Here is a 20,412-nt window from a genome sequence, read left to right as displayed (position 1 = left end):
ATAGCGAAAACCATGAGTGAAACTTTGAGCCGCCTGGCGGCCGTGATCGAATCGCGCAAGCTGGCCAATGGCGGCGATCCTGACCAATCTTATGTGTCGCGCCTGTTTTCCAAGGGTGACGATGCGATCCTGAAAAAAATCGGCGAAGAAGCCACGGAAACCGTGATGGCGGCCAAGGATGTGCGCGCCGGCGCCGAGCCGTCCAAGCTGCTGTACGAATGCGCCGACCTGTGGTTCCATTCGATGATCATGCTGGCGCAGTTCAATTTGACGCCGCAGGATGTGCTGGAAGAGCTGGCGCGTCGCGAAGGCATTTCCGGCATCGAGGAAAAGGCCAACCGCAAACTGCAGGCGCGCGAACACGACGAACGCCAGGATTGAATATCAACAGCCGCAAGGAGAACGCATTGGATAACTGTATTTTCTGCAAGATTGCAGCCAAACAAATCCCGTCGAAAACGATTTACGAAGACGACGACGTCATTGCGTTTCATGACATTAATCCTGCCGCGCCGGTCCATTTTTTAATCATCCCGAAATATCACGTTGCTACACTGGCTGAGTGCAATGAAAGCCATGCCGCATTGTTGGGTAAAATGATGTTGCTGGCGCCGAAGCTGGCGCGGGAAGCGGGATGCGGTTACACGCCGGCGGCCGAAGGTCCCGGCCAGGGCGGTTTTCGTACCCAGTTCCACATCGGCCCGGATGGCGGACAGGAGGTGTACCATCTGCATTTGCATGTACTGGGTGGCCCGCGTCCATGGCGCGGCTTGCGCTAAGCTGATACAAACTTTTGATACTGGGACGCCTGGCGTTCCGCAAGGAGAAGCAACATGGGTTCATTGAGCATTTGGCACTGGCTGATCGTCCTGGTGGTCGTCATGCTGATTTTCGGCACGAAAAAACTGGGAAATATGGGGGGCGACCTGGGCAAGGCCGTCAAGGGTTTCAAGGATGGCGTCAAGGGCGAGGAAGACAAGCCCGCTGCGCCGGCGGCGCAAGTTGCCGACAAGGCCACCATCGACGTTGAAGCACGGGAAAAGAACAAGGTTTAATGGATGAGATGCAGCATCGCCCCTGACGCCGGCCGCCAACCATGATCGATATCGGACTGACCAAGATTGCCCTGATCGGCGTGGTGGCGTTGGTGGTGATCGGCCCGGAGAAACTGCCGCGGGTGGCGCGCCTGGCCGGCACCCTGTTCGGTCGCGCGCAGCGCTACATGAGCCAGGTCAAGGCCGAAGTCGGCCGTGAAATAGAACTGGACGAGTTGCGCAAGATGCAGCAGGAAATGCGGGACGCTGCCAGCGAGGTCCAGCAAGACCTCGAGGAAACCGGGCGCACCATCCATGCCGCCGTGAGCGAGGCGGCCGACGCCGCGCTGGAGGTTTCCCCGTTCGGCGCGCCGACACCGGAACGCCTGGCGGAAAAAGCCAGGAATTTTCGCAAGAAAAAGCTACTCCGTTCTTCCGCCATTCCATCCTGGTACAAGCGGCAAAGTGGTCACAGGACGCGCGTCGTGTCGGCTGCCGCGCGCGTCGCGAAGTATCGGCCAGCATCTGCCGGCGGCAAATCCTCCGCCTTTTTCCACTGATGCACCTGGCTGCCTTGCGGCAGCAAATCCATGACTGACGATCCAGATTTCGCCGCCGCCAAAGATTCGTTCATCTCGCACCTGTTCGAGTTGCGCAATCGCATCATGAAAGCCTCTGCCGGCATCCTGATCGTCTTCGGCATCCTGATGCTCATGCCCGGGCCGGGGGCGATTTATGATTTCCTTGCACAACCCATGATTGCGGCCTTGCCGCCTGGTTCGAAACTGATCGCCACCGGCGTCATCACGCCTTTCCTGGTGCCGATGAAAATCACCCTGCTGGCCGCCTTCATGGTGGCGCTGCCGTGGGTGCTGTACCAGGCCTGGGCGTTCGTCGCTCCGGGATTGTATGCGCATGAAAAGCGGCTGGTGGCGCCGCTGGTGATTTCCACTTCCGTGCTGTTTCTGTTCGGCGTGGCGTTCTGCTATTTCCTGGTGTTTGGCCAAGTTTTTAAGTTCATTTATACCTTCGCGCCGCAGTCAATTTCCTTCGCCCCGGATATTGAAAACTATCTCGATTTCGTCATGACCATGTGCCTGGCCTTCGGTCTCACTTTCGAAGTGCCGGTGGTGGTGATCGTGCTGGTGCGCATGGGCCTGGTGTCGGTCGAAAAGCTCAAGAGCATTCGCCCCTATGTGATCGTCGGCGCCTTCGTGATCGCAGCGATCGTCACGCCCCCCGACGTGATGAGTCAGTTGTTCCTGGCGATTCCCCTGTGCCTGCTGTTTGAACTGGGCTTGCTGGTGGCGCCGCTGTTCGTGCGGATGACGCAAAAGCCGGAAGAAACGGCCTGAAAGCTGAAAGCGCCTGGTGGTGGCGGCGGTAGCGACCCGATAACGCTGCCGGGGAAGCCCTTGCTCAGGCCTGTGGCACTTGCCGCAGCCAGGCCACCAGCGGATAGGCATCACGAAACCCGGACAGCAATTCTTTCTGTAAATCCGCCGGGATATTCTTCCGGATGCTGGTTTCCTTCCACACGATAAAACTTTTCAGCTTGATCGCTTCGATGTGCGGGCTATCGGCATCGAAGCCCTTGGGCGGGCGCGCCAGCTTGCCTTCTTCCTGCAAGCCGCCAAAGCCTTGCGTGAGTTTTCGGTTCTTCAGCAGCTTGCCGAAGCCGGCGGCATCGTCGATTATTTGCTGGCGAATTGCGCGCAAGCGAGCCGGCGGCGGCAGATATTCGCCACCCGATACCAGCAGCATGCCGTCGGCATCGATATGAAAATAATATGCCGGCCCGCCACCCTGGCTTGGCCTTTTCAAACCGCTGGCGGTGATCGCCGCGGCAAAGTGGGTCTTGTAGGGGCTCTTGTCGCGTGCAAAGCGCAGGTCGTGGTTGATCCGGAATAAGGCCTTTTTCGGATTGCAGGCGACGACCGCCGGATCGAATTTGGCAATGTCGGTGATCAGTTGCGTCACCAGTTCGAGGAATTCGGCGCGCAGGATATCGTAGCGCGGCTTGTTCATCACGAACCAGGCGCGGTTGTTGTTTTCCGCCAGTTCGGCCAGAAACTGCGACAGCTCGCGTACGTGCATGGTTCGCCTCTGCCTCTGGATTATTCCCGTTGCTCGCGCCGGATCAGCGGTCGCTTGCCGATCACCACATCCAGGCTGGCCTGCTGGTGCTTGCGCAGGACGGTGATGCGGGCTGTTTTGCCGGGCCGCAGCTGGGCGATCAGGTTCAGCATTTCAGTGGTGTCGTTGACAGTCTGGCCATCCACCGCAATCAGGATATCGCCCGGCCGCATGCCGGCGCGGTCGGCCGGGCCGTCGCGCAGCACGCCGGCGATGATGGCGCCGGTTTTTTGCCCCAGACCAAAGCTTTCGGCGAGTTCCGGCGTAATATCCTGCGGCTCGACGCCGATCCAGCCGCGCACCACCTGGCCGGTGCTGATGATGGAATCCATCACGGTCTTCACTGTACTGACCGGGATGGCGAAGCCGATGCCCAGAGAGCCGCCCGAGCGCGAATAGATCGCGGTATTGATACCCAGCAGGTTGCCGTTGGCATCGATCAGGGCGCCGCCGGAATTGCCGGGATTGATGGCGGCATCCGTCTGGATGAAGTTTTCAAAGGTGTTGATGCCCAGGTGGCTGCGTCCCAGCGCCGAAACGATGCCCATGGTGACGGTCTGGCCAACGCCAAAAGGGTTGCCGATGGCCAGCACCACATCGCCGACTTTCGATTGTTCGACCCGGCCCAGAGTGATCGACGGCAAGTTTTCCAGATTGATCTTGATCACCGCCAGATCGGTTTCCGCATCGGCACCGACCACTTTGCCCACCGCCTTGCGGCCATCGGCCAGCGCCACCTCGATCTCGTCGGCCGCTTCAATCACATGGTTGTTGGTCAGGATATAGCCCTGGGTGCTGACGATGACGCCGGAGCCAAGGCTGAATTGCTTTTCATCCTGCTCGTCCAGGCGATCGCCAAAAAACCGGCGGAAATTCGGGTCGTCCAGCATCGGGTTGCGCTGGCGCGAAGCCTTGGAAGTGTAGATGTTGACCACCGAGGGCATGGCCCGCTTGGCCGCCTCGCGATAGGAGCCCTGCATGGCGACAAGATTTGCGGGCGCTTCCTGCACCGGCACGGTCGACCAGTTCAGGCGCACATTCTCGGTGCCCCCCAGCATGCGGCCTGCCCATTCGGGCTTGAGGCTCGCTACAATGAACCAGATGGCCAAACCGATGGTAACGGTTTGCGCAAACAATAACCAATGACGTCGCATAGGAAGCAGGAAGTATGGAACAGCAGATAGTGGACAGGAATGAACTCGATGCGTTTTTGGCGCAAACGCTAAATATCGCACGTTTCCGCGATTATTGCCCAAACGGCTTGCAGGTGGAAGGGCGTGCCGGGATCGCCACCATCGTCAGCGGCGTCACCGCCAGCCAAGCCTTGATCGAGGCCGCGATCCAGACCGGCGCCGACGCCATCCTGGTGCACCACGGTTATTTCTGGCGCGGCGAGGATGCCCGTATCGTCGGCGTCAAGCAACGCCGCATCGGCAGTCTGCTGGCGCACGGGATCAACCTGTTCGCCTACCACCTGCCGCTGGACATGCATCCTGAACTGGGCAATAACGTCCAACTGGCAAGCCGGCTGGGATTGCAAGCCGATGGCCGTTTCGGCGAAGACGATCTCGGCTGGCTGGGCCGCGCCGCAGCAGGCGTGGATACTGTCGGCGCGCTGGCGGGCGTGGTCGAAGCCGCGTTGGGGCGCGCGCCGCAAGTCATTGGTGACCCCGCGCAAGCACTCGGCCGTATCGGCTGGTGCACCGGCGCCGCGCAGAACTTGCTGGGCGATGCCATTGCCGCCGGCGCCACTGCCTACCTGAGCGGCGAGATTTCCGAGCCGACCGTGCATCTGGCGCGCGAAACCGGTGTGGCGTACCTTGCCTGCGGCCACCATGCTACCGAACGCTATGGCGTGCAGGCACTGGGAGAACACCTGGCGCAACGCTTTGGCATCGCCCACTATTTCATCGACATCCCCAACCCGGTGTAAGCCGGGCTGGGGCAGGGGGGGCATTGCGCGGTGCTTATTTTTTCAGCGCGTCGCGAATTTCCCGCAGCAACAGCACTTCTTCGGCGGTGGCTGGCGCTACCGCCGGTTCGGCTTTCTTGAGCTTGTTGATGAGGCGCACCATCTGGAAAATGATGAATGCCAGGATCAGGAAATTGAGCAAAATGGTCAGGAAGTTGCCGTAAGCAAGTACCGCCCCGGCCTTTTTTGCTTCCGCCAGCGCCAGCGTGGTCCCCTGGTTGTTCAGCGGGAGGTAATAGTTGGAAAAATCCAGGCCGCCGAAAACTTTGCCGACCAGCGGCATGATCAGATCCTGCACGACCGAGTCGACGATCTTGCCGAAGGCGGCGCCAATGATTACCGCAACTGCCAGATCCATGACATTGCCTTTGACGGCAAATTCCTTGAATTCCTTCATCATTCCCATGGCAGTTCCTTTTTTTAATTGCAAAAATACATCTTATTCTAACCGGGTTTGTCAGGGAATTCATGCGATTGATCGGCATCAAAAATTATCAATACAAAGAATTGATGAGCGATGAGATACCTGGGGTAGCGAGAGCTTGGCCATTGAAAAGTTCCCGAAAAATAGCTTTTCGGCATGGATTCCCTTTGAAAGGCTTTCTGACTCCGTTATAATTTAATGTTGCTAGAAGTTTTGTGCAAGTTTCGCAATTTGACTAAAAATCGGGGTAGGTATGAGTAACGAAAAGCAGGTCGATTCAGGCCGGCGCGGTTTGCTCGTCGCCACATGTGCGGCGGGCGGCGTGGCGGGTCTGGCCACGGCTGGAGCCTTTGTGTCCACCTTTCAGCCTTCCGAGCGCGCTAAGGCCGCCGGTGCGCCGGTGGAAGTGGATATTTCTGGCCTGGCGACAGGCGAGTTGAAAACCGTGGAATGGCGCGGCAAGCCGGTGTGGATCCTGAAGCGTTCGCCGGAAATGCTGGCGGGCTTGCCCAAGCTGACCGACAAACTGGCCGATCCCGATTCGAAACGTACTCCGGATGACCTGACGCCCGAATATGCGCGCAACGATCACCGTTCCCGCGATGACCATGCGGATATCCTGGTGGCGGTCGGCATTTGCTCGCACCTGGGCTGTTCGCCGACCACCAAGCTGCAGGCGGGGCCGCAGCCCTCGCTGCCGGACGACTGGCAAGGCGGCTTCCTGTGCCCCTGCCACGGCTCGCTCTTCGATGCCGCCGGTCGCGTCTACAAAAACGTTCCTGCCCCTGACAACCTGCAGGTGCCGCGCCACATGTACCTCTCCGACACCAAGCTGGTGATCGGCCAGGACGAGAAAGGGGAAGCATAATTATGGCTTTCGTAGAAAAAAAACTGCCGGCCGACGCGCCCGCCGCCGCCAAGGCATTGAACTGGGTGGACTCCCGTTTCCCGCTGACCAAGTTGTGGAATGACCAGTGGGGCAAGTATTACGCGCCGAAAAACTTCAACTTCTGGTACATCTTCGGCTCGCTGGCGATGCTGGTGCTGGTGATCCAGATCGTCACCGGCATTTTCCTGGTGATGCACTACAAGCCGGACGCCAACCTGGCCTTCGCTTCGGTCGAGTACATCATGCGCGATGTGCCCTGGGGCTGGCTGGTGCGCTACATGCACTCGACCGGCGCCTCGGCCTTCTTCATCGTGGTCTACCTGCACATGACGCGCGGCCTCTTGTACGGTTCCTACCGCAAGCCGCGTGAACTGATCTGGCTGTTTGGCGTCGGCATTTTCCTGGTGCTGATGGCGGAAGCCTTCATGGGCTACCTGCTGCCGTGGGGCCAGATGTCCTACTGGGGTGCCCAGGTGATCGTCAACCTGTTCGGCGCGATCCCCTTCATCGGCCCGGACCTGTCATTGTGGATTCGCGGTGACTACGTGGTGTCGGATGCGACCCTGAACCGTTTCTTCTCGTTCCACGTCATCGCGGTGCCGCTGGTGCTGCTGGGCCTGGTGGCGGCGCATCTGATCGCGCTGCATGAAGTGGGCTCGAACAACCCGGACGGCATCGAAATCAAGGAAAACCTCGGTCCAGATGGCCATCCGGTCGACGGTATCCCGTCGCACCCTTACTACTCGGTGCACGATATCTTCGGCGTGACGGTGTTCCTGCTGATTTTCAGCGCGGTGGTGTTCTTCGCGCCGGAAATGGGCGGCTACTTCCTGGAGTACAACAACTTCCTCCCGGCCGATCCGCTGAAGACCCCGCTGCATATCGCGCCGGTCTGGTACTTCACGCCGTTCTACTCGATCCTGCGCGCCACCACCACGCAATTCATGTATGCGCTGGAAATCGCCGTGGTCGCCTATGTCGTGCTGATCATGTTGCGCACCAAGCTGGCCTCCGCCATCAAGGGCGCGATCGCTGTCGTTGCCCTGGTGGCGCTGGTGGGCATGTTCATCTTCGATCCGAAGTTCTGGGGCGTGGTGCTGATGGGCGTGTCGGTGATGATCCTGGCCGCCTTGCCATGGCTCGACCATTCGCAGGTCAAGTCGATTCGCTATCGTCCGAGCTGGCACAAGTATGTGTACATGGTGTTCGGCATTGCCTTCCTGGTGCTGGGCTACCTTGGCGTGTTGCCGCCGACGCCAGGCCGTACGCTGGTGGCGCAGATCTGCACCTTCATCTATTTCGGCTTCTTCCTGCTGATGCCGTGGTGGAGCGCGATGGGCCAGTTCAAACCAGTGCCCAAGCGCGTGACTTTCCATCCGCACTAAGCCGCAAAGGATAAAAACATGAAATTGCTGAAAAAACTACTCGCAGCGCTGGCGTTTGCGCCGGCCATGGCGATGGCAGCCGGCGGCGGCTTTCCGCTGGAAGCGGCCCCTGACCATACTCGCAACCTGGCATCGTTGCAAAATGGCGCCAAGTTGTTCGTCAACTATTGCCTGAACTGCCACGCCGCTGCCAGCATGCGCTACAACCGCATGCGCGACATCGGCCTCTCCGACGAGCAGATCAGGGACAACCTCCTGTTCGCTTCGGACAAGGTGGGCAGCCTGATGACCGTGACCATGGCGCCCAAGGATGCCAAGGAATGGTTCGGCGCCACGCCGCCGGATCTGTCCGTGATCGCCCGCGCCCGGGCCTCCGGCGACGGCAGCGGCCCGGATTGGCTGTATACTTACCTGCGCACTTTCTACAAGGACGATACCCGTCCGACCGGCTGGAACAACATGGTGTTCCCGAACGTCGGCATGCCACATGCCTTGTGGGAGTTGCAGGGTGTGCGCAACGCCAAGTTCCAGGACGTCAAGGACCCGCACGATGCGACCAAGACGATCCACCAGTTCGCCGGCTTCGAGCAAGTCCGTGCCGGCAAACTGTCTTCCCTGGAATACGATCACCAGGTCGCCGACCTGGTCGGCTTCCTGACCTGGGTTGCGGAACCGGCGCAGGATACCCGCCGCCGTCTCGGTGTCTGGGTCTTGCTGTTCCTCGGTATTCTGGTATTACTGGCCTGGTTGTTGAACCGGTCCTACTGGAAAGAAGTCAAATAATTTAAAGCCCCCCTACAGGGTGGTTGAATCGGGGTGAGTCGTCACGCGTCTCACCCCTTTGTTTCTAAGGAACTACAAAAATGATGGTTCTCTATTCGGGCACGACCTGCCCATTTTCCCAGCGTTGCCGTCTCGTCTTGTTCGAGAAAGGCATGGACTTCGAAGTCCGCGACGTCGACCTGTTCAACAAGCCGGAAGATATTTCGGTGATGAATCCCTACGGCCAGGTGCCGATCCTGGTCGAACGCGACCTGATCCTGTACGAGTCGAATATCATCAACGAATACATCGACGAGCGCTTCCCGCATCCGCAACTGATGCCGGCTGACCCGCTGATGCGTGCCCGTGCCCGCCTGATGCTGTTCAATTTCGAAAAGGAATTGTTCATTCACGTGCACACCCTGGAAAACGACAAGGCCAAAGCCACGGACAAAACCCAGGAAAAGGCACGCGCCGAAATCCGCGACCGCCTGACCGAACTGGCGCCCTTGTTCCTGAAGAACAAGTACATGCTCGGCGATGAATTCTCCATGCTCGACGTGGCGATTGCGCCGCTGCTGTGGCGCCTAGACCATTACGGCATCGAATTGTCGAAGACGGCAGCGCCGTTGATGAAATATGCCGAGCGGATCTTTTCCCGTCCGGCCTATATCGAGGCACTGACCCCGTCCGAGAAAGTGATGCGCCGTTAAACATGTCCGAGACTTCGACCAAACCCTACCTGTTGCGTGCCATTTATGAATGGTGCACCGACAATGGCTACACGCCTTACCTGGCGGTGATGGTTGACGGCCGCACCCGCGTGCCGATGCAGTTCGTGAAAAATGGCGAGATCGTCTTGAACATCAGCTTTGACGCCACCAGCGGCTTGCGGATGGATAACGATTTCGTTCACTTTAACGCCCGCTTCGGCGGCGTCGCGCGCGATCTCGTTATCCCCGTGGATAACGTCATCGCAATCTACGCGCGCGAGAACGGCCAGGGCATGGCCTTTGAGGTCGCCAAGCCCCCCGCCGGCGAAATCGCCGGACTGGAAGACCAGATCGACGGGGTATCGCGGCCCGAACCTGCCGGCCTGACTTCCGTGCCGGCACCGGGCGCCGACAAGGCCGATGGCGCTGCGCCCGATGGGAATGACGAACCACCGAAAAAAGGTGGGCGTCCGACGCTGACCCGCATCAAATAATCCAGTACAATACGGCGTCGTTCAGTTTTGCCGACTTAGCTCATCTGGCAGAGCACCTGACTTGTAATCAGGGGGTGGCGGGTTCAAGTCCTGCAGTCGGCACCATGATTCAAGCAAAAAGCCCAAGCCGCAATCTTGGGCTTTTTGCTTTCCGACAGAGCATCACGGGTGCTGAAAATGCAAAAGCCGCCTCGGTGGGCGGCTTTCCAGGCAATGCATATCTGCCTTGTTATTTTCTGCTGTTACGCCGGCTGAAGCCTAGTCCGATAAGGCCAAGCCCGAGAAGTGCAATCGGCGCTGGTGCTGGAACCGAGGTGGCGCTGTCCAGCGTAATGTTGTCATAACCTATGCTGCCGTATTGGCTGGTGATATTAAGCTGGGTCAGATTGGTGAACGAAGATAGCAACGAAAACGTCTGAAACGCTTGTGAGTTTGTGTCGGTAGTGAACGATTGCGTCACCGACCCGCCGCCGTTGAAATAACCCGTTACCCAAAAGCTTGTTCCGTAACCGCCTTGCCATTCGGTCGCATCGAGCGATTGTGCGGAAAAGCTGCCGCCACCAAACTTTGTAATGACGATGGCCGAACTATTGTCGTGCAAATACCAGTCTGTGCCGTTGGCTGCATAAGATGAAACATTGGAATCGACAAAATGACCGTGGCTTGTATAAAAATTAAAGCCATTGAAAGTTTGTGTGCCGCTTTCGTAACTCAAGCCATAGGAGGGCGCGATGCCTTCCATGTCCAGAACAGTGGCGGATGCGGCCGCTGAAGAGAAAATCATTGCCGACGCAACGAAACCATACATCAACTGCTTTAATGCCCGTGTACTGACCATGATTATTATATGGACGCCTCCCGTTTGCCAAGGAATTCATCGTGTGCTGTTGGACAGGCTAGGCTGCAGTTTTATATCCGGCCTTGTTGCAGGTCGAACCTGCTGGCCTTAATGGAATCCGCTGACCCACGCCTCATTTCCTTGACGGGCTGTTAGCCCAGAAAATCATTCAGGCTTCGTGAGTCCCGGTCTGACCTGTTTGCCATCACACTTTGTACCTTGCGCAACCTTTCGACGTGCCCATCCTTTGTTACAAACTGGTTGATTTCAATGTCAGCCGACTCACGCCGGCTTGACGCTCACATAACTTCTTTCATACTGCCGATCATGCGCCAACAACGCCCAGATCGTCCGTGCCATCTTGTTGGCCAGCGCCACCGTCACCACATTCGGCGGCCGGCGCTTGCTGATCTCTTGCACCCACGCGCTTGGCTCCTTCGCATGCGTGAGCACCGCTCGGGCACCGTGAATCAGCAGCGTGCGCAAGTACGTGTCGCCACGCTTGCTGATCCCCAGAAGCCGCACCCGGCCGCCCGTACCCGTTTGGCCTGGTGCCAGCCCGAGCCAGGCAGCGAACTCGCGCCCCGACTTGAATGCTTTGGCATCGCCCATCGTCGCCACCGCCGCCGTTGCCGTCAGCAAGCCGACACCGGGAATCTCGGCAATCGTCTTGCATGCCTTGTCTTGCTTCAGCCACGCCGACAGCCGCTGCTCGATCGCGGCGATCTGCTGGTCGAGCTTTTCCAGCATTCCCCATTGCTCGCGCAATGTGTCGATCAACACCGCCGGCAATCGATCACTCAATCTTGCCAGTACATCGCTCATGGCCCGGTCCAAAGCAGCTCGGCCAACCGCCATCACTTCGCCGTATTCCGTCAGCAAGCCGCGCAACCCGTTGCTTTGCATCGTGCGGAACTTCACCAGTTGCTGCCGCATTCGATGCAGCGCCAGTACCGCCTGTTGCGCCTCCGTCTTGACCGCAACTGCCTTGACGCCAGGCTGCTGCACCGCCATCCAGATCGCCCTTGCATCAGCCACGTCGTTCTTGTTGCCGTGTACGAATGCCTTGACCGCTTTGCCTGGCATTAGCTTCACCTGGTGCCCCATCTCCATCAGCCGCCTTGCCCAATGCTGGGCACCGCCGCAGGCTTCCATGCCAATCAGGCACGGCGCACGGTTGACGAAATGCTCCAAAAATCCAGCACGCTTGATCTGCTTGCTGGTGATTTCGCCCGTCTCCATATCCACGCAATGCACTTGGAACACGCGCTTTGCCACATCAACGCCATATACGCTATGCTTCATTTGGGTTCTCCTCCCTCAAGTGGTTTGTTCAGAACTTCCACTTTGGCACATTTGATGCCGTTGGGCTGTGAGAACCCCTCTTCTCTACTTATCCCTCCGACTCACTTCATCGGTACCCTTGCGGGGGGAGGCGTCCATTCCATTTCCTTTGAGTTTTCAGTTGGCAATGAATGCTACCTAAGATTCCTTAAGGCAAGATTTATGCCGATAAATAATATCCATTAAAATCAATGAGATAGAAAAAATGGCTTGAAGTGGTGTAAAAAATTTCGACAGTTCGGCCTGGCTTTTTTATTGTGCAGCAGGGCCGGCGACGGACATTGTTGTCAAATGTGTTACATTGCGCCGATTTCACAAAAATATTTTCAAAAATAATTTGGAGACTGCCAATTGAAACGACTGACTGCCGTCGCACTACTGTGCCTGTCGCTGCTCGCGCCGGGTTGGCTACATGCCACGAACGCTGCACCGATGCAGCTGGTCGCCGCCGAAATCGCCCGGCAGGAAGGCAAAAGCGGCGTGCACGTGCTGGATACCGGCACCGAGGCGCTGATCACCCGTGCCTGGCTGGTCGAGCAGGCGCAGGAATCGATCGAGGTCCAGTACTTTATCTGGAGCACTGACAATATTGGCATCCTTGCGGCGGAAACGCTGTTGCGCGCGGCAGAGCGGGGCGTGAAGGTGCGCGTGATCGTCGATGACTTGCTGATCAATGCGCCCGACAAATCGCTGCTGGCGCTGGCGCATCACCCGAATATCGATATCCGCATCTACAATCCGAAAAATTCGGTCGGTGTCACCCTGGCGCGGCGCGCCTTCAATGCGCTTACCGATTTTCGCGGCATTAACCAGCGCATGCACGACAAGACGTTCATTGTCGATGGAAAGATCGCCGTGGCCGGCGGGCGTAACATGGCGGCCGAATACTACGATTACAATCACGAATTCAATTTTCGCGACCGCGATGTCTTGCTGCTGGGGAGCGCCGTCAAGACCATGCAGGCCAGTTTCGAGCGCTTCTGGGAAAGTCCGCTCAGCGCCAGGGTCGAGGATTTGTACAACGGCCTGGGCCTGATGCAAAAAAATGTCAGTGCCGATAGCGACGAGGTCCAGGCGATCTACCGCGAGCTGGGCGCATATGCGCAAGCCCCGGAAAATTTCGCACCTGAAGTACGGCAGGCAATCACCGCTGCGCCGGCCGCCTTCGCCGAAATCGCCAGGCAGATTGTCTGGAGCAGGGTCGAGTTCATCAGCGACATGCCCGGCAAGAATGCCAACACCTTCTCGCTTGATGGCGGCGGCCTGAGCACCTCGGCGCTGGCGGAAATGGCAGCGCAGGCGCAAACCCGGATCACCATCCAGTCACCCTACCTGGTGTTGTCCAATGAAGCCATCGAACTTTTCAGAGGCATCCTCGCGCGCGGGGTGACGGTTCGCATCAACACCAATTCACTGGCATCGACCGACAACATCCAGGCTTTCAGCGGTTATCGCAACCAGCGCAAGAAGCTTCTGAAAATGGGTTTCGAAATTTTCGAGTACAAACCCTATCCCCAAGTGCAACAGGCGCTGATGAACAGGTTCGAGGCAACCAAAAACAAACAGCTCGTGTTCGGCCTGCATGCCAAGACGATGGTGGTGGACGGCGCCCGGGTCTATGTCGGTACCTACAACTTCGATCCCCGTTCACAGAACCTCAATACCGAAGCCGGCGTCATCATTCATGACGAGAGCGTGGCGCGAAAAGTGGAGGCGGCCATCGAAGTCGATATGGCGCCGGGGAATAGCTGGAATGCGGCAAGCGATGACCCCGACCGGCATGTCCCGCTGGCCAAGCGCAGCAAGGTGCGCCTCTGGCAAAACCTGCCGATCAAGCCTTTGCTGTAAACGCGAATCGTCCGCGCAGCCTGAACGTCGCTTCGACCGCCTTCCATGCGGTCCACAGGATCAAGAGGGCCAGCGCGAGATTTTCTCCACCTTCCAGCGCCACGCCAGATCGGATGGCCAGGGTGATGCCGGCGCCAGCCAGCGCATACAGCAATAGCGCAAGCGCCGCCGCCCGGCTTTTCCAGCGCAGCAGACACAGCCCACCTACCGCCAGGATGGCGGCATGAATCAGCAGCGAATTGCCATACTTGAAGGAAAACGCTGCCTGCACCGCCGCCCAGAACAGCATGGCAATCGCACATTCGCGCGCCATGCTGGATGCCGTTTCGCGCTTGTCTATCCTGGCCAGCCAGGCGCTGTATTTTTTATCCGCCATAATCCCGTTTTTTGAGTTTGCCGCGCTCAGGCTTCGCCGCCGCGCAGTCCTTGCCAGCGCGGTGCCAGCGCATGTTCGATCATAAACAAATCCAGCACCCGGCCCAGCGTATGGTCCACCATCTCTTCGATGCTTTGCGGCTTGTGATAAAAACCCGGCAGCGGCGGAAAGATGATGCCGCCCATTTCGGTGACGGCGGTCATGTTGCGCAGATGCGCCAGGTTGAAGGGGGTCTCGCGCACCATCAGTACCAGCCGGCGGCGCTCCTTCAGGACCACGTCGGCGGCGCGCGTGATCAGGTTGTCGGACAAACCATGGGCGATCGCTGCCAGGGACTTCATGGAGCAGGGGGCGACCACCATGCCATCCGACTGGAACGAGCCGCTGGCAATGGCTGCGCCGACGTCGCGCACGTTATGGACCACGTCCGCCAGCGCTTCGACATCCTTGCGCCTCAGATCCAGCTCCTGGTGGATGTTCAGCACGCCGGCTTCGGATACCAGCAGGTGGGTTTCCAGGCCCGGCATGCTGCGCAGGATCTGCAGCAGGCGCACGCCATACACGGCGCCAGTGGCGCCGGTGATGGCGACGATCAGCCGCCGCGGTTTGCCTGCGCCGGCTGGTCCGGACACGTCAGTCCTGCAGCAGGGTCTTCAGCTCGCCGGACTCGAACATTTCGTTCATGATGTCCGAGCCGCCGATGAATTCGCCCTTGACGTAGAGCTGCGGGATGGTCGGCCAGTTGGAGAAGTCCTTGATACCCTGGCGCACTTCCGGGTTTTCCAGCACGTTGATGGTAACGATGTCGGTGGCGCCGGCGGCTTTCAGCAATTGCACTGCTTTGCTGGAAAAACCGCATTGCGGGAATTGCGCCGTGCCTTTCATGAACAGCACCACCGGGTGCTGGGTTACGGTGTCTTTGATCCAGGTTTGTACGTCGCTCATGGCTGCCTCATTAAAGTTGATCCTGCCATTATAAAAGTATCCGGGCTGCGCTGCAGTTTACGATTTCAGCTTGGCGAAAGCCGCCGCCATCGCACTGTTGCCGGCCGGTTCGCGCACGTTCTGGTGCTGCGCCAGGCGCTTGGCGTCGTTGCGGTCGCCGCGCTGGGCCGGCTTGGCGCCAGGCTGCGGTGGCGCGTCCGACAGGCGCATGGTCAGGGCGATGCGTTTGCGCTTTTCATCGACTTCCAGCACCTTCACCTTTACCACCTGGCCGGCTTTGACCACCGTATGTGGGTCTTTGACGAACGTGTTGGACAAGGCCGAGATATGCACCAGGCCATCCTGGTGCACGCCGATATCGACGAAGGCGCCGAATGCTGCGACGTTAGTCACCACGCCTTCAAGGATCATGTCCGGACGCAAATCGCGGATTTCCTCGACGCCGTCCTTGAAGGTGGCGGTGGTGAATTCCGGGCGCGGGTCGCGCCCGGGTTTTTCCAGTTCCTTCAGGATGTCAGTGATGGTCGGCACGCCGAACTTGTCGTCGGCGTATTTGGCCGGCTGGATGGATTTCAGCAAGCCGGCTTCGCCGATCACGCTTTTCACATCCTTCTTGATGTCGGCCAGGATTTTCTCGACCAGCGGGTAGGATTCCGGGTGCACCGCCGAGGCGTCCAGCGGGTTGTCGCCGCTCATGACGCGCAAGAAACCGGCGGCTTGCTCGAAAGTCTTGTCGCCCAGGCGCGGCACGTTGCGCAAGTCGGCGCGCGAGGCGAACACGCCTTTCATGTCGCGATAGCTGACGATGCTTTGCGCCACGCTGCTGCTCAAGCCGGACACGCGCGCCAGCAGCGGCGCCGAGGCGGTATTCACATCGACGCCGACGGCATTGACGCAATCCTCCACCACGGCGTCAAGCGAACGCGCAAGCTGCGACTGGCTGACGTCGTGCTGGTATTGGCCCACGCCAATCGATTTCGGATCGATTTTCACGAGTTCGGCCAGCGGGTCTTGCAGGCGTCGCGCGATCGAGACCGCGCCGCGGATGGAGACATCCAGCTCCGGCAATTCCTTCGAGGCGAACTCCGATGCCGAATACACCGAGGCGCCGGCTTCGGACACCACGATCTTGGTGAGTTTCAGCTCCGGGCGCAGCTTGATCAAGTCTTGCGCCAGCTTGTCGGTTTCGCGCGAGGCGGTGCCGTTGCCGATCGAGATCAGCGCCACCTTGTGTTTTTCAGCGAGTTGCGACAGCGTGTGCAGCGCACCATGCCAGTCGTTGCGCGGCTGGTGCGGATAGATCGTAGCGATATCGACGACCTTGCCGGTTGCATCGACCACCGCAACTTTCACGCCGGTGCGCAAGCCCGGGTCCAGGCCCATGGTGGCGCGCGGGCCGGCGGGCGCGGCCAGCAGCAAATCCTTGAGGTTGCGCGCGAAGACGTTGATCGCCTCGGTTTCCGACTGTTCGCGCAGGCGCGTCATCAGCTCGGTTTCCAGATGCATGAAGACCTTCACGCGCCAGGCCCAGCGCACGGTGTCCGCTAGCCATTTGTCCGCGGCACGGCCCTGGTTGCGCACGCCGAAGGCTTGCGCGATGCGCGCCTCGCAGGGATTGTGCGGCGCATCCCATTTCGGTTTTTCTTCTTCGCTATCCAGGCGCAAGGCCACGTTCAGCATTTCCTCGCGCCTGCCGCGGAACAGCGCCAGCGCGCGGTGCGAGGGGATGGTGCCGATTGTTTCCGAATAATCGAAGTAATCGGCGAATTTTTCGCCGGCTTCCTGTTTGCCTTCCACGACTTTCGATTCGACCACGCCATGCTCGGTCAGGTACTCGCGCAGCGATTGCAGCAGTGCTGCATCTTCGGCAAAACGCTCCATCAGGATCTGCCGTGCGCCATCCAGCGCCGCCTTGGCGTCGGCCACGCCGGGGTTGTCGCCATTGGGCGTGGTAAATGCCGGCTTGAGGTATTTGGCGGCTTCTTCCTCCGGATTCAGGGACGGATCGGCCAGCAGGGCGTCGGCCAATTCCGTCAGGCCGGCTTCGGCGGCGATCTGGGCCTTGGTGCGGCGCTTTTGCTTGTAGGGCAGGTACAGGTCTTCCAGCCTGGTCTTGTCCTCGGCGTGGGTGATTGCGTCCAGCAAGGCGGGCGTCATCTTGCCCTGTTCTTCGATCGAGGCGATTACCGCGGCGCGGCGGTCTTCCAGTTCGCGCAGGTAGCGCAGGCGCTCTTCCAGCAGGCGCAACTGGATATCGTCCAGCCCGCCTGTGGCTTCCTTGCGGTAGCGGGCGATGAAGGGCACGGTGGCGCCTTCGTCCAGCAGGGCGACGGCGGCGGCAACCTGGGCCGGCTTGGCGGCGAGTTCGAGGGCAAGGCGTTGTTCGATCGAGGGCAGCATGTGGTGACAAAATGAGGAAAACAAGCCGGACATGATACGCAATCCATGCGATTGCGCCAGTCTTGACATTGAGGATAGTGAGGGTTTGCCACGGATGTTGTGATCGTGGCAATTGAAAGCGCATTAAAAAGCCTGGAAGCGCATTTGATGCGCATCCAGGCAAACAAAGACCGGAGAAGTTGGTCTTGGGAAGGAGGCTTTGGGCAATTTGGCCCCGGGCTTCCGCCTCGTTACATCATCGATTCATCCTGCGTCCTTCATTTTGCATCTGGCTGCGCTGCAGGCGCCGCGCGGCTGAATGCGTCGAGTTCGGCGCAGGCACCGTCGATCGCGACGATCGTTGGGTACGGCGTCATGTCGACCTTGAATCGGTGTGCGCTCTCGACCTGCGGTACCAGGTAAACGTCGGCCAGGCCGGGCGTATCGCCGAAGCAGAAGCGGCCGCGGGTCTTGTCGGCTGCCAGTTGCTGCTCCAGCGCGGCAAAGCCGGCCTCGATCCAGGTGGCGCACCATGCCTGCACGGCAGCTTCGTCGCAGCCGAGTTGCTTGCGCAGGTATTCCAGGATGCGGCGGTTGTTGATCGGATGGATGTCGCAGCCGACCAGTGCCGCCATCGCGCGCACCCGCGCCCGCTCGTCCGGGGCAGACGGCAGCAATGGCTGCCCCGGATAGCGTTCCTCCAGCCATTCGATGATGGCGGGCGACTGCGTCAACACCTTGTCGCCTTCGACCAGCGCCGGCACCAGGCCTTGCGGATTGAGCGCCTTGAAGGCATCGCCGAGGTGCTCCTCGGTGCGCAGGTCCACCGCGACATACTCGTAGGACAGGCCCTTGAGATTCAACGCGATGCGCAGGCGGTGCGAGGTGCCGCTGCGGAAAAAATTGTAGAGCTTCATGATTTTTTTGACCTTATTTTTCGGCAGCCAGGCAGTTATTCACGTTCCAGCCGTACAGCCATTCCATGGCATCGTAGAAACGCTCCGGCGTGCGGCCTTTCCACAAGTCGTTGCGTATCAGCCGCTCGACGCCGCTGGCATGGTAGATACGGCCCATTTCGCGCGACGACAGCACGATGCGCGCGGTGCGGGCAACACGCGAACGCTGGTACAGGTCGAACGCTTTGGCGATATCGTTGTCATGCACGCGCAGCGCTTCGCCCAGCGTAACGGCATCTTCGAGCGCCATGCAGGCACCCTGCGCCATGTATTGCGTGGTCGGGTGAGCGGCATCGCCCAGTAGCGTGGCACGTCCGAAAGTCCATTGTGCAATCGGTTCGCGGTCTGCGGTAGCCCAGCGTTTCCAGCTCTTGGGCAGCTCGATCAGCTGGCGCGCTTTCGGACAAATGTCCTTGAAATAGCTCTGCACCTCTTCCGGGCTGCCGTCGGTGACGCCCCATTCTTCCTTCTGCCGGCTGTGAAAGGTGACCACCACGTTGTACTGTTCGCCGCCGCGCAAGGGATAGTGCACCAGGTGGCAGTTCGGACCAACCCAGATGCTGGCGGCGTTCCAGCGCAGGTCCGCGGGAAAGTCCTTCTTGTCGACCACGGCGCGATAGACCACATGGCCGGTCACGCGCGCGGGGTCGCCGACATACTGCTGGCGCACCACTGAGCGCACGCCGTCGGCGCCGATCAGGGCGATGCCGCGATGGGCCTTGCCGTGCTGGTCGTATACGGTGACGCTGTTTTCATCCTGCTCGATGCGTTCGATGTGTGTCGAGGTAATGAGCTCGACGTGGCCGGATTCCTGCGCGCCTTCGAGCAGGGACTGATGCACATCGACGCGGTGGATCACCGCATAGGGATTGCCGAAGCGCTTGCGGAATGCCTCGCCCGTCGGAATGCGGCCGACCTCGTATTCGTCGATGGCGTCATGCATGACCATGTAGTCGGTGAACACGGCGCGGCTGCGTGCCTTGTCGCCGACACCGAGGGCGTCGAAGGCGTGGAAGGCATTCGGCCCGAGCTGGATGCCGGCGCCGATTTCGCCAAATTGCGATGCCTGTTCCAGCACCTTCACGTTAAAGCCGCGGCGTACCAGGGCCAGTGCCGCCGCCACGCCGCCAATGCCGCCGCCGGCGACGATTACGGGAAGTTTTTCAGCTTGCTCAGTCATTTCATGTCTCCTGCGTATGTCTTTATTCCGGCTGGCCGATGGTCAGGGAAATGTCGCCCACCTGATCCACATGACCGGTGATGCGGTCGCCCGGCTTCACCGCGCCGACGCCTTCCGGTGTGCCGGTGTAAATCAGGTCGCCGGGTTCGAGATGATAGAACTGCGTCAGGTCGGCCAGCAATTCGGGGATGTCCCAGATGAGCTGGTTGATATCCGAGCTTTGCTTGGCTTCGCCATTGACGGCGAGCGTGATGGCGCCTTGCTGCAACACGCCGAGGTCACCGACGGGGACGATTTCGCTGCACACGGCGGACTTCTCGAAATCCTTGCCGAGATCCCAGGGACGACCCTGGTCGCGCGCCACCAGTTGCAGGTCGCGGCGGGTCATGTCGAGACCTGCAGCGTAGCCGTAGATGACTTTCGCCGCGTCGGCCGGGTCCAGACGGAAGGCCGGGGCGCCAATGGCGACTACGAGCTCCATCTCATAGTGGTAGTTCTGGGTGCCTGCCGGATAAGCCACGGTGGCGCCGGAATCCACCAGCGTAGAGTTGGCTTTCGTGAAATAGAACGGACGGGAAGTCGATTTGTCCACCGGGCGATTCATCTCGACCGCGTGCGCATGGTAGTTGCGGCCGACGCAAAAGATCCGCTTGACCGGGAAGCGCGCATCGCTGCCCTTGATCGGCAGGGAATAAACCGGTTCCGGGCTGAAGACGTATTTGGTATCTGACATGATG

Annotated in this window: 24 protein-coding genes and 1 tRNA gene; 13 read left to right on the top strand and 12 right to left on the bottom strand. The window is 59.5% G+C overall.

Going from position 1 to position 20,412, the window contains the following annotated elements:
* Positions 1 to 12: 12 nt before the first annotated feature.
* The 5 genes from D3878_RS12595 to tatC are packed head-to-tail and all read left to right on the top strand — an operon-like array spanning position 13 to position 2,389.
* Positions 13 to 381, top strand: a complete 369-nt coding sequence (locus D3878_RS12595) for a phosphoribosyl-ATP diphosphatase (protein WP_119785815.1) — start codon at positions 13 to 15, stop codon at positions 379 to 381.
* Between the two features lie 26 nt (positions 382 to 407).
* Positions 408 to 779, top strand: coding sequence for a histidine triad nucleotide-binding protein (locus D3878_RS12590; protein WP_119787870.1), 372 nt, complete (start codon positions 408 to 410; stop codon positions 777 to 779).
* Between the two features lie 54 nt (positions 780 to 833).
* Positions 834 to 1,055 carry a Sec-independent protein translocase subunit TatA gene (gene tatA, locus D3878_RS12585; protein WP_119785814.1) on the top strand — a complete coding sequence of 74 codons (222 nt, stop codon included), beginning with the start codon at positions 834 to 836 and terminating at the stop codon, positions 1,053 to 1,055.
* 41 nt (positions 1,056 to 1,096) lie between these two features.
* On the top strand, positions 1,097 to 1,594 hold the full coding sequence (gene tatB, locus D3878_RS12580) for a Sec-independent protein translocase protein TatB (protein WP_119785813.1): 498 nt from the start codon (positions 1,097 to 1,099) through the stop codon (positions 1,592 to 1,594).
* A gap of 30 nt (positions 1,595 to 1,624) precedes the next feature.
* A complete protein-coding gene (tatC, locus tag D3878_RS12575; protein ID WP_119785812.1) occupies positions 1,625 to 2,389 on the top strand; it encodes a twin-arginine translocase subunit TatC in 765 nt (254 codons plus the stop codon).
* A 64-nt stretch (positions 2,390 to 2,453) separates the two neighbouring features.
* Here tatC and D3878_RS12570 read toward each other — a convergent pair whose 3' ends face one another.
* Together D3878_RS12570 and D3878_RS12565 are read right to left on the bottom strand one after the other, a co-directional pair.
* Positions 2,454 to 3,131, bottom strand: a complete 678-nt coding sequence (locus D3878_RS12570) for a DUF2461 domain-containing protein (RefSeq protein ID WP_119785811.1) — start codon at positions 3,129 to 3,131, stop codon at positions 2,454 to 2,456.
* 20 nt (positions 3,132 to 3,151) lie between these two features.
* Positions 3,152 to 4,324, bottom strand: coding sequence for a Do family serine endopeptidase (locus D3878_RS12565; protein WP_119785810.1), 1,173 nt, complete (start codon positions 4,322 to 4,324; stop codon positions 3,152 to 3,154).
* Between the two features lie 14 nt (positions 4,325 to 4,338).
* Here D3878_RS12565 and D3878_RS12560 point away from each other — a divergent pair, with 14 nt between their 5' ends.
* Positions 4,339 to 5,103 carry a Nif3-like dinuclear metal center hexameric protein gene (locus D3878_RS12560; protein ID WP_119785809.1) on the top strand — a complete coding sequence of 255 codons (765 nt, stop codon included), beginning with the start codon at positions 4,339 to 4,341 and terminating at the stop codon, positions 5,101 to 5,103.
* A gap of 34 nt (positions 5,104 to 5,137) precedes the next feature.
* Here the strand turns inward: D3878_RS12560 and mscL are convergent, their stop codons facing one another.
* Positions 5,138 to 5,548, bottom strand: coding sequence for a large conductance mechanosensitive channel protein MscL (gene mscL / locus D3878_RS12555; protein ID WP_119785808.1), 411 nt, complete (start codon positions 5,546 to 5,548; stop codon positions 5,138 to 5,140).
* 271 nt (positions 5,549 to 5,819) lie between these two features.
* Here mscL and petA point away from each other — a divergent pair, with 271 nt between their 5' ends.
* The 6 genes from petA (at position 5,820) to D3878_RS12525 (ending at position 9,914) form a co-directional block, all read left to right on the top strand.
* Positions 5,820 to 6,434 carry a ubiquinol-cytochrome c reductase iron-sulfur subunit gene (petA, locus tag D3878_RS12550; protein ID WP_119785807.1) on the top strand — a complete coding sequence of 205 codons (615 nt, stop codon included), beginning with the start codon at positions 5,820 to 5,822 and terminating at the stop codon, positions 6,432 to 6,434.
* Complete coding sequence (locus tag D3878_RS12545; protein WP_119785806.1) at positions 6,434 to 7,840, top strand: cytochrome b; 1,407 nt, start codon at positions 6,434 to 6,436, stop codon at positions 7,838 to 7,840. The genes petA and D3878_RS12545 overlap by 1 nt, the downstream gene beginning before the upstream one ends.
* An 18-nt stretch (positions 7,841 to 7,858) precedes the next feature.
* The gene (locus tag D3878_RS12540) at positions 7,859 to 8,623 is read left to right on the top strand and encodes a cytochrome c1 (protein ID WP_119785805.1); all 765 of its coding nucleotides are present in this window, start codon (positions 7,859 to 7,861) and stop codon (positions 8,621 to 8,623) included.
* An 80-nt stretch (positions 8,624 to 8,703) separates the two neighbouring features.
* A complete protein-coding gene (locus tag D3878_RS12535; RefSeq protein ID WP_119785804.1) occupies positions 8,704 to 9,315 on the top strand; it encodes a glutathione S-transferase N-terminal domain-containing protein in 612 nt (203 codons plus the stop codon).
* 2 nt (positions 9,316 to 9,317) lie between these two features.
* A complete protein-coding gene (locus D3878_RS12530; RefSeq protein WP_119785803.1) occupies positions 9,318 to 9,809 on the top strand; it encodes a ClpXP protease specificity-enhancing factor in 492 nt (163 codons plus the stop codon).
* A gap of 29 nt (positions 9,810 to 9,838) precedes the next feature.
* Positions 9,839 to 9,914 (top strand) — tRNA-Thr (locus D3878_RS12525).
* A gap of 124 nt (positions 9,915 to 10,038) precedes the next feature.
* Here D3878_RS12525 and D3878_RS12520 read toward each other — a convergent pair.
* Together D3878_RS12520 and D3878_RS12515 are read right to left on the bottom strand one after the other, a co-directional pair.
* Entirely contained in the window at positions 10,039 to 10,647 is a 609-nt protein-coding gene (locus D3878_RS12520) for a PEP-CTERM sorting domain-containing protein (RefSeq protein WP_119785802.1), read from the bottom strand.
* A gap of 282 nt (positions 10,648 to 10,929) precedes the next feature.
* On the bottom strand, positions 10,930 to 11,952 hold the full coding sequence (locus D3878_RS12515) for an IS110 family RNA-guided transposase (protein WP_119785801.1): 1,023 nt from the start codon (positions 11,950 to 11,952) through the stop codon (positions 10,930 to 10,932).
* 390 nt (positions 11,953 to 12,342) lie between these two features.
* Here D3878_RS12515 and D3878_RS12510 point away from each other — a divergent pair, with 390 nt between their 5' ends.
* Complete coding sequence (locus tag D3878_RS12510) at positions 12,343 to 13,839, top strand: phospholipase D-like domain-containing protein (RefSeq protein ID WP_199688157.1); 1,497 nt, start codon at positions 12,343 to 12,345, stop codon at positions 13,837 to 13,839.
* On the opposite strand, the gene D3878_RS12505 is transcribed toward D3878_RS12510, so the two are convergent.
* From D3878_RS12505 to D3878_RS12475, 7 genes are all read right to left on the bottom strand, one after another.
* Complete coding sequence (locus D3878_RS12505; protein ID WP_119785800.1) at positions 13,823 to 14,215, bottom strand: hypothetical protein; 393 nt, start codon at positions 14,213 to 14,215, stop codon at positions 13,823 to 13,825. The genes D3878_RS12510 and D3878_RS12505 overlap by 17 nt on opposite strands.
* 26 nt (positions 14,216 to 14,241) lie before the next feature.
* Positions 14,242 to 14,847, bottom strand: a complete 606-nt coding sequence (locus tag D3878_RS12500) for a UbiX family flavin prenyltransferase (protein WP_119785799.1) — start codon at positions 14,845 to 14,847, stop codon at positions 14,242 to 14,244.
* Between the two features lies 1 nt (position 14,848).
* Positions 14,849 to 15,160: a Grx4 family monothiol glutaredoxin gene (gene grxD / locus D3878_RS12495; RefSeq protein ID WP_119785798.1), complete on the bottom strand. Its 312-nt coding sequence runs from the start codon at positions 15,158 to 15,160 to the stop codon at positions 14,849 to 14,851.
* Positions 15,161 to 15,217: 57 nt separating this feature from the next.
* A complete protein-coding gene (locus D3878_RS12490) occupies positions 15,218 to 17,560 on the bottom strand; it encodes a Tex family protein (RefSeq protein WP_119787868.1) in 2,343 nt (780 codons plus the stop codon).
* 257 nt (positions 17,561 to 17,817) lie between these two features.
* Entirely contained in the window at positions 17,818 to 18,456 is a 639-nt protein-coding gene (maiA, locus tag D3878_RS12485; RefSeq protein ID WP_199688156.1) for a maleylacetoacetate isomerase, read from the bottom strand.
* Between the two features lie 13 nt (positions 18,457 to 18,469).
* Positions 18,470 to 19,675: a 3-hydroxybenzoate 6-monooxygenase gene (locus D3878_RS12480; RefSeq protein WP_119785796.1), complete on the bottom strand. Its 1,206-nt coding sequence runs from the start codon at positions 19,673 to 19,675 to the stop codon at positions 18,470 to 18,472.
* A 22-nt stretch (positions 19,676 to 19,697) separates the two neighbouring features.
* Entirely contained in the window at positions 19,698 to 20,408 is a 711-nt protein-coding gene (locus tag D3878_RS12475) for a fumarylacetoacetate hydrolase family protein (RefSeq protein ID WP_119785795.1), read from the bottom strand.
* Positions 20,409 to 20,412 lie beyond the last annotated feature (4 nt).

Source organism: Noviherbaspirillum sedimenti (genome assembly GCF_003590835.1).
GTDB classification, from domain to species: domain Bacteria; phylum Pseudomonadota; class Gammaproteobacteria; order Burkholderiales; family Burkholderiaceae_D; genus Paucimonas; species Paucimonas sedimenti.
The sequence above is the reverse complement of the archived record's forward strand: the minus strand, read 5'-3'. Positions and strand labels throughout refer to the sequence as shown.

Bases quoted from the DNA above. Each gene is read 5' to 3' on its own strand.
- D3878_RS12595 (WP_119785815.1), top strand. From the start codon at position 13: ATGAGTGAAACTTTGAGCCGCCTGGCGGCCGTGATCGAATCGCGCAAG.
- tatA (WP_119785814.1), top strand. From the start codon at position 834: ATGGGTTCATTGAGCATTTGGCACTGGCTGATCGTCCTGGTGGTCGTC.
- tatB (WP_119785813.1), top strand. From the start codon at position 1,097: ATGATCGATATCGGACTGACCAAGATTGCCCTGATCGGCGTGGTGGCG.
- tatC (WP_119785812.1), top strand. From the start codon at position 1,625: ATGACTGACGATCCAGATTTCGCCGCCGCCAAAGATTCGTTCATCTCG.
- D3878_RS12570 (WP_119785811.1), bottom strand. From the start codon at position 3,131: ATGCACGTACGCGAGCTGTCGCAGTTTCTGGCCGAACTGGCGGAAAAC.
- D3878_RS12565 (WP_119785810.1), bottom strand. From the start codon at position 4,324: ATGCGACGTCATTGGTTATTGTTTGCGCAAACCGTTACCATCGGTTTG.
- D3878_RS12560 (WP_119785809.1), top strand. From the start codon at position 4,339: ATGGAACAGCAGATAGTGGACAGGAATGAACTCGATGCGTTTTTGGCG.
- mscL (WP_119785808.1), bottom strand. From the start codon at position 5,548: ATGGGAATGATGAAGGAATTCAAGGAATTTGCCGTCAAAGGCAATGTC.
- petA (WP_119785807.1), top strand. From the start codon at position 5,820: ATGAGTAACGAAAAGCAGGTCGATTCAGGCCGGCGCGGTTTGCTCGTC.
- D3878_RS12540 (WP_119785805.1), top strand. From the start codon at position 7,859: ATGAAATTGCTGAAAAAACTACTCGCAGCGCTGGCGTTTGCGCCGGCC.
- D3878_RS12535 (WP_119785804.1), top strand. From the start codon at position 8,704: ATGATGGTTCTCTATTCGGGCACGACCTGCCCATTTTCCCAGCGTTGC.
- D3878_RS12530 (WP_119785803.1), top strand. From the start codon at position 9,318: ATGTCCGAGACTTCGACCAAACCCTACCTGTTGCGTGCCATTTATGAA.
- D3878_RS12520 (WP_119785802.1), bottom strand. From the start codon at position 10,647: ATGGTCAGTACACGGGCATTAAAGCAGTTGATGTATGGTTTCGTTGCG.
- D3878_RS12515 (WP_119785801.1), bottom strand. From the start codon at position 11,952: ATGAAGCATAGCGTATATGGCGTTGATGTGGCAAAGCGCGTGTTCCAA.
- D3878_RS12505 (WP_119785800.1), bottom strand. From the start codon at position 14,215: ATGGCGGATAAAAAATACAGCGCCTGGCTGGCCAGGATAGACAAGCGC.
- grxD (WP_119785798.1), bottom strand. From the start codon at position 15,160: ATGAGCGACGTACAAACCTGGATCAAAGACACCGTAACCCAGCACCCG.
- D3878_RS12490 (WP_119787868.1), bottom strand. From the start codon at position 17,560: ATGCTGCCCTCGATCGAACAACGCCTTGCCCTCGAACTCGCCGCCAAG.
- maiA (WP_199688156.1), bottom strand. From the start codon at position 18,456: ATGAAGCTCTACAATTTTTTCCGCAGCGGCACCTCGCACCGCCTGCGC.
- D3878_RS12480 (WP_119785796.1), bottom strand. From the start codon at position 19,675: ATGACTGAGCAAGCTGAAAAACTTCCCGTAATCGTCGCCGGCGGCGGC.
- D3878_RS12475 (WP_119785795.1), bottom strand. From the start codon at position 20,408: ATGTCAGATACCAAATACGTCTTCAGCCCGGAACCGGTTTATTCCCTG.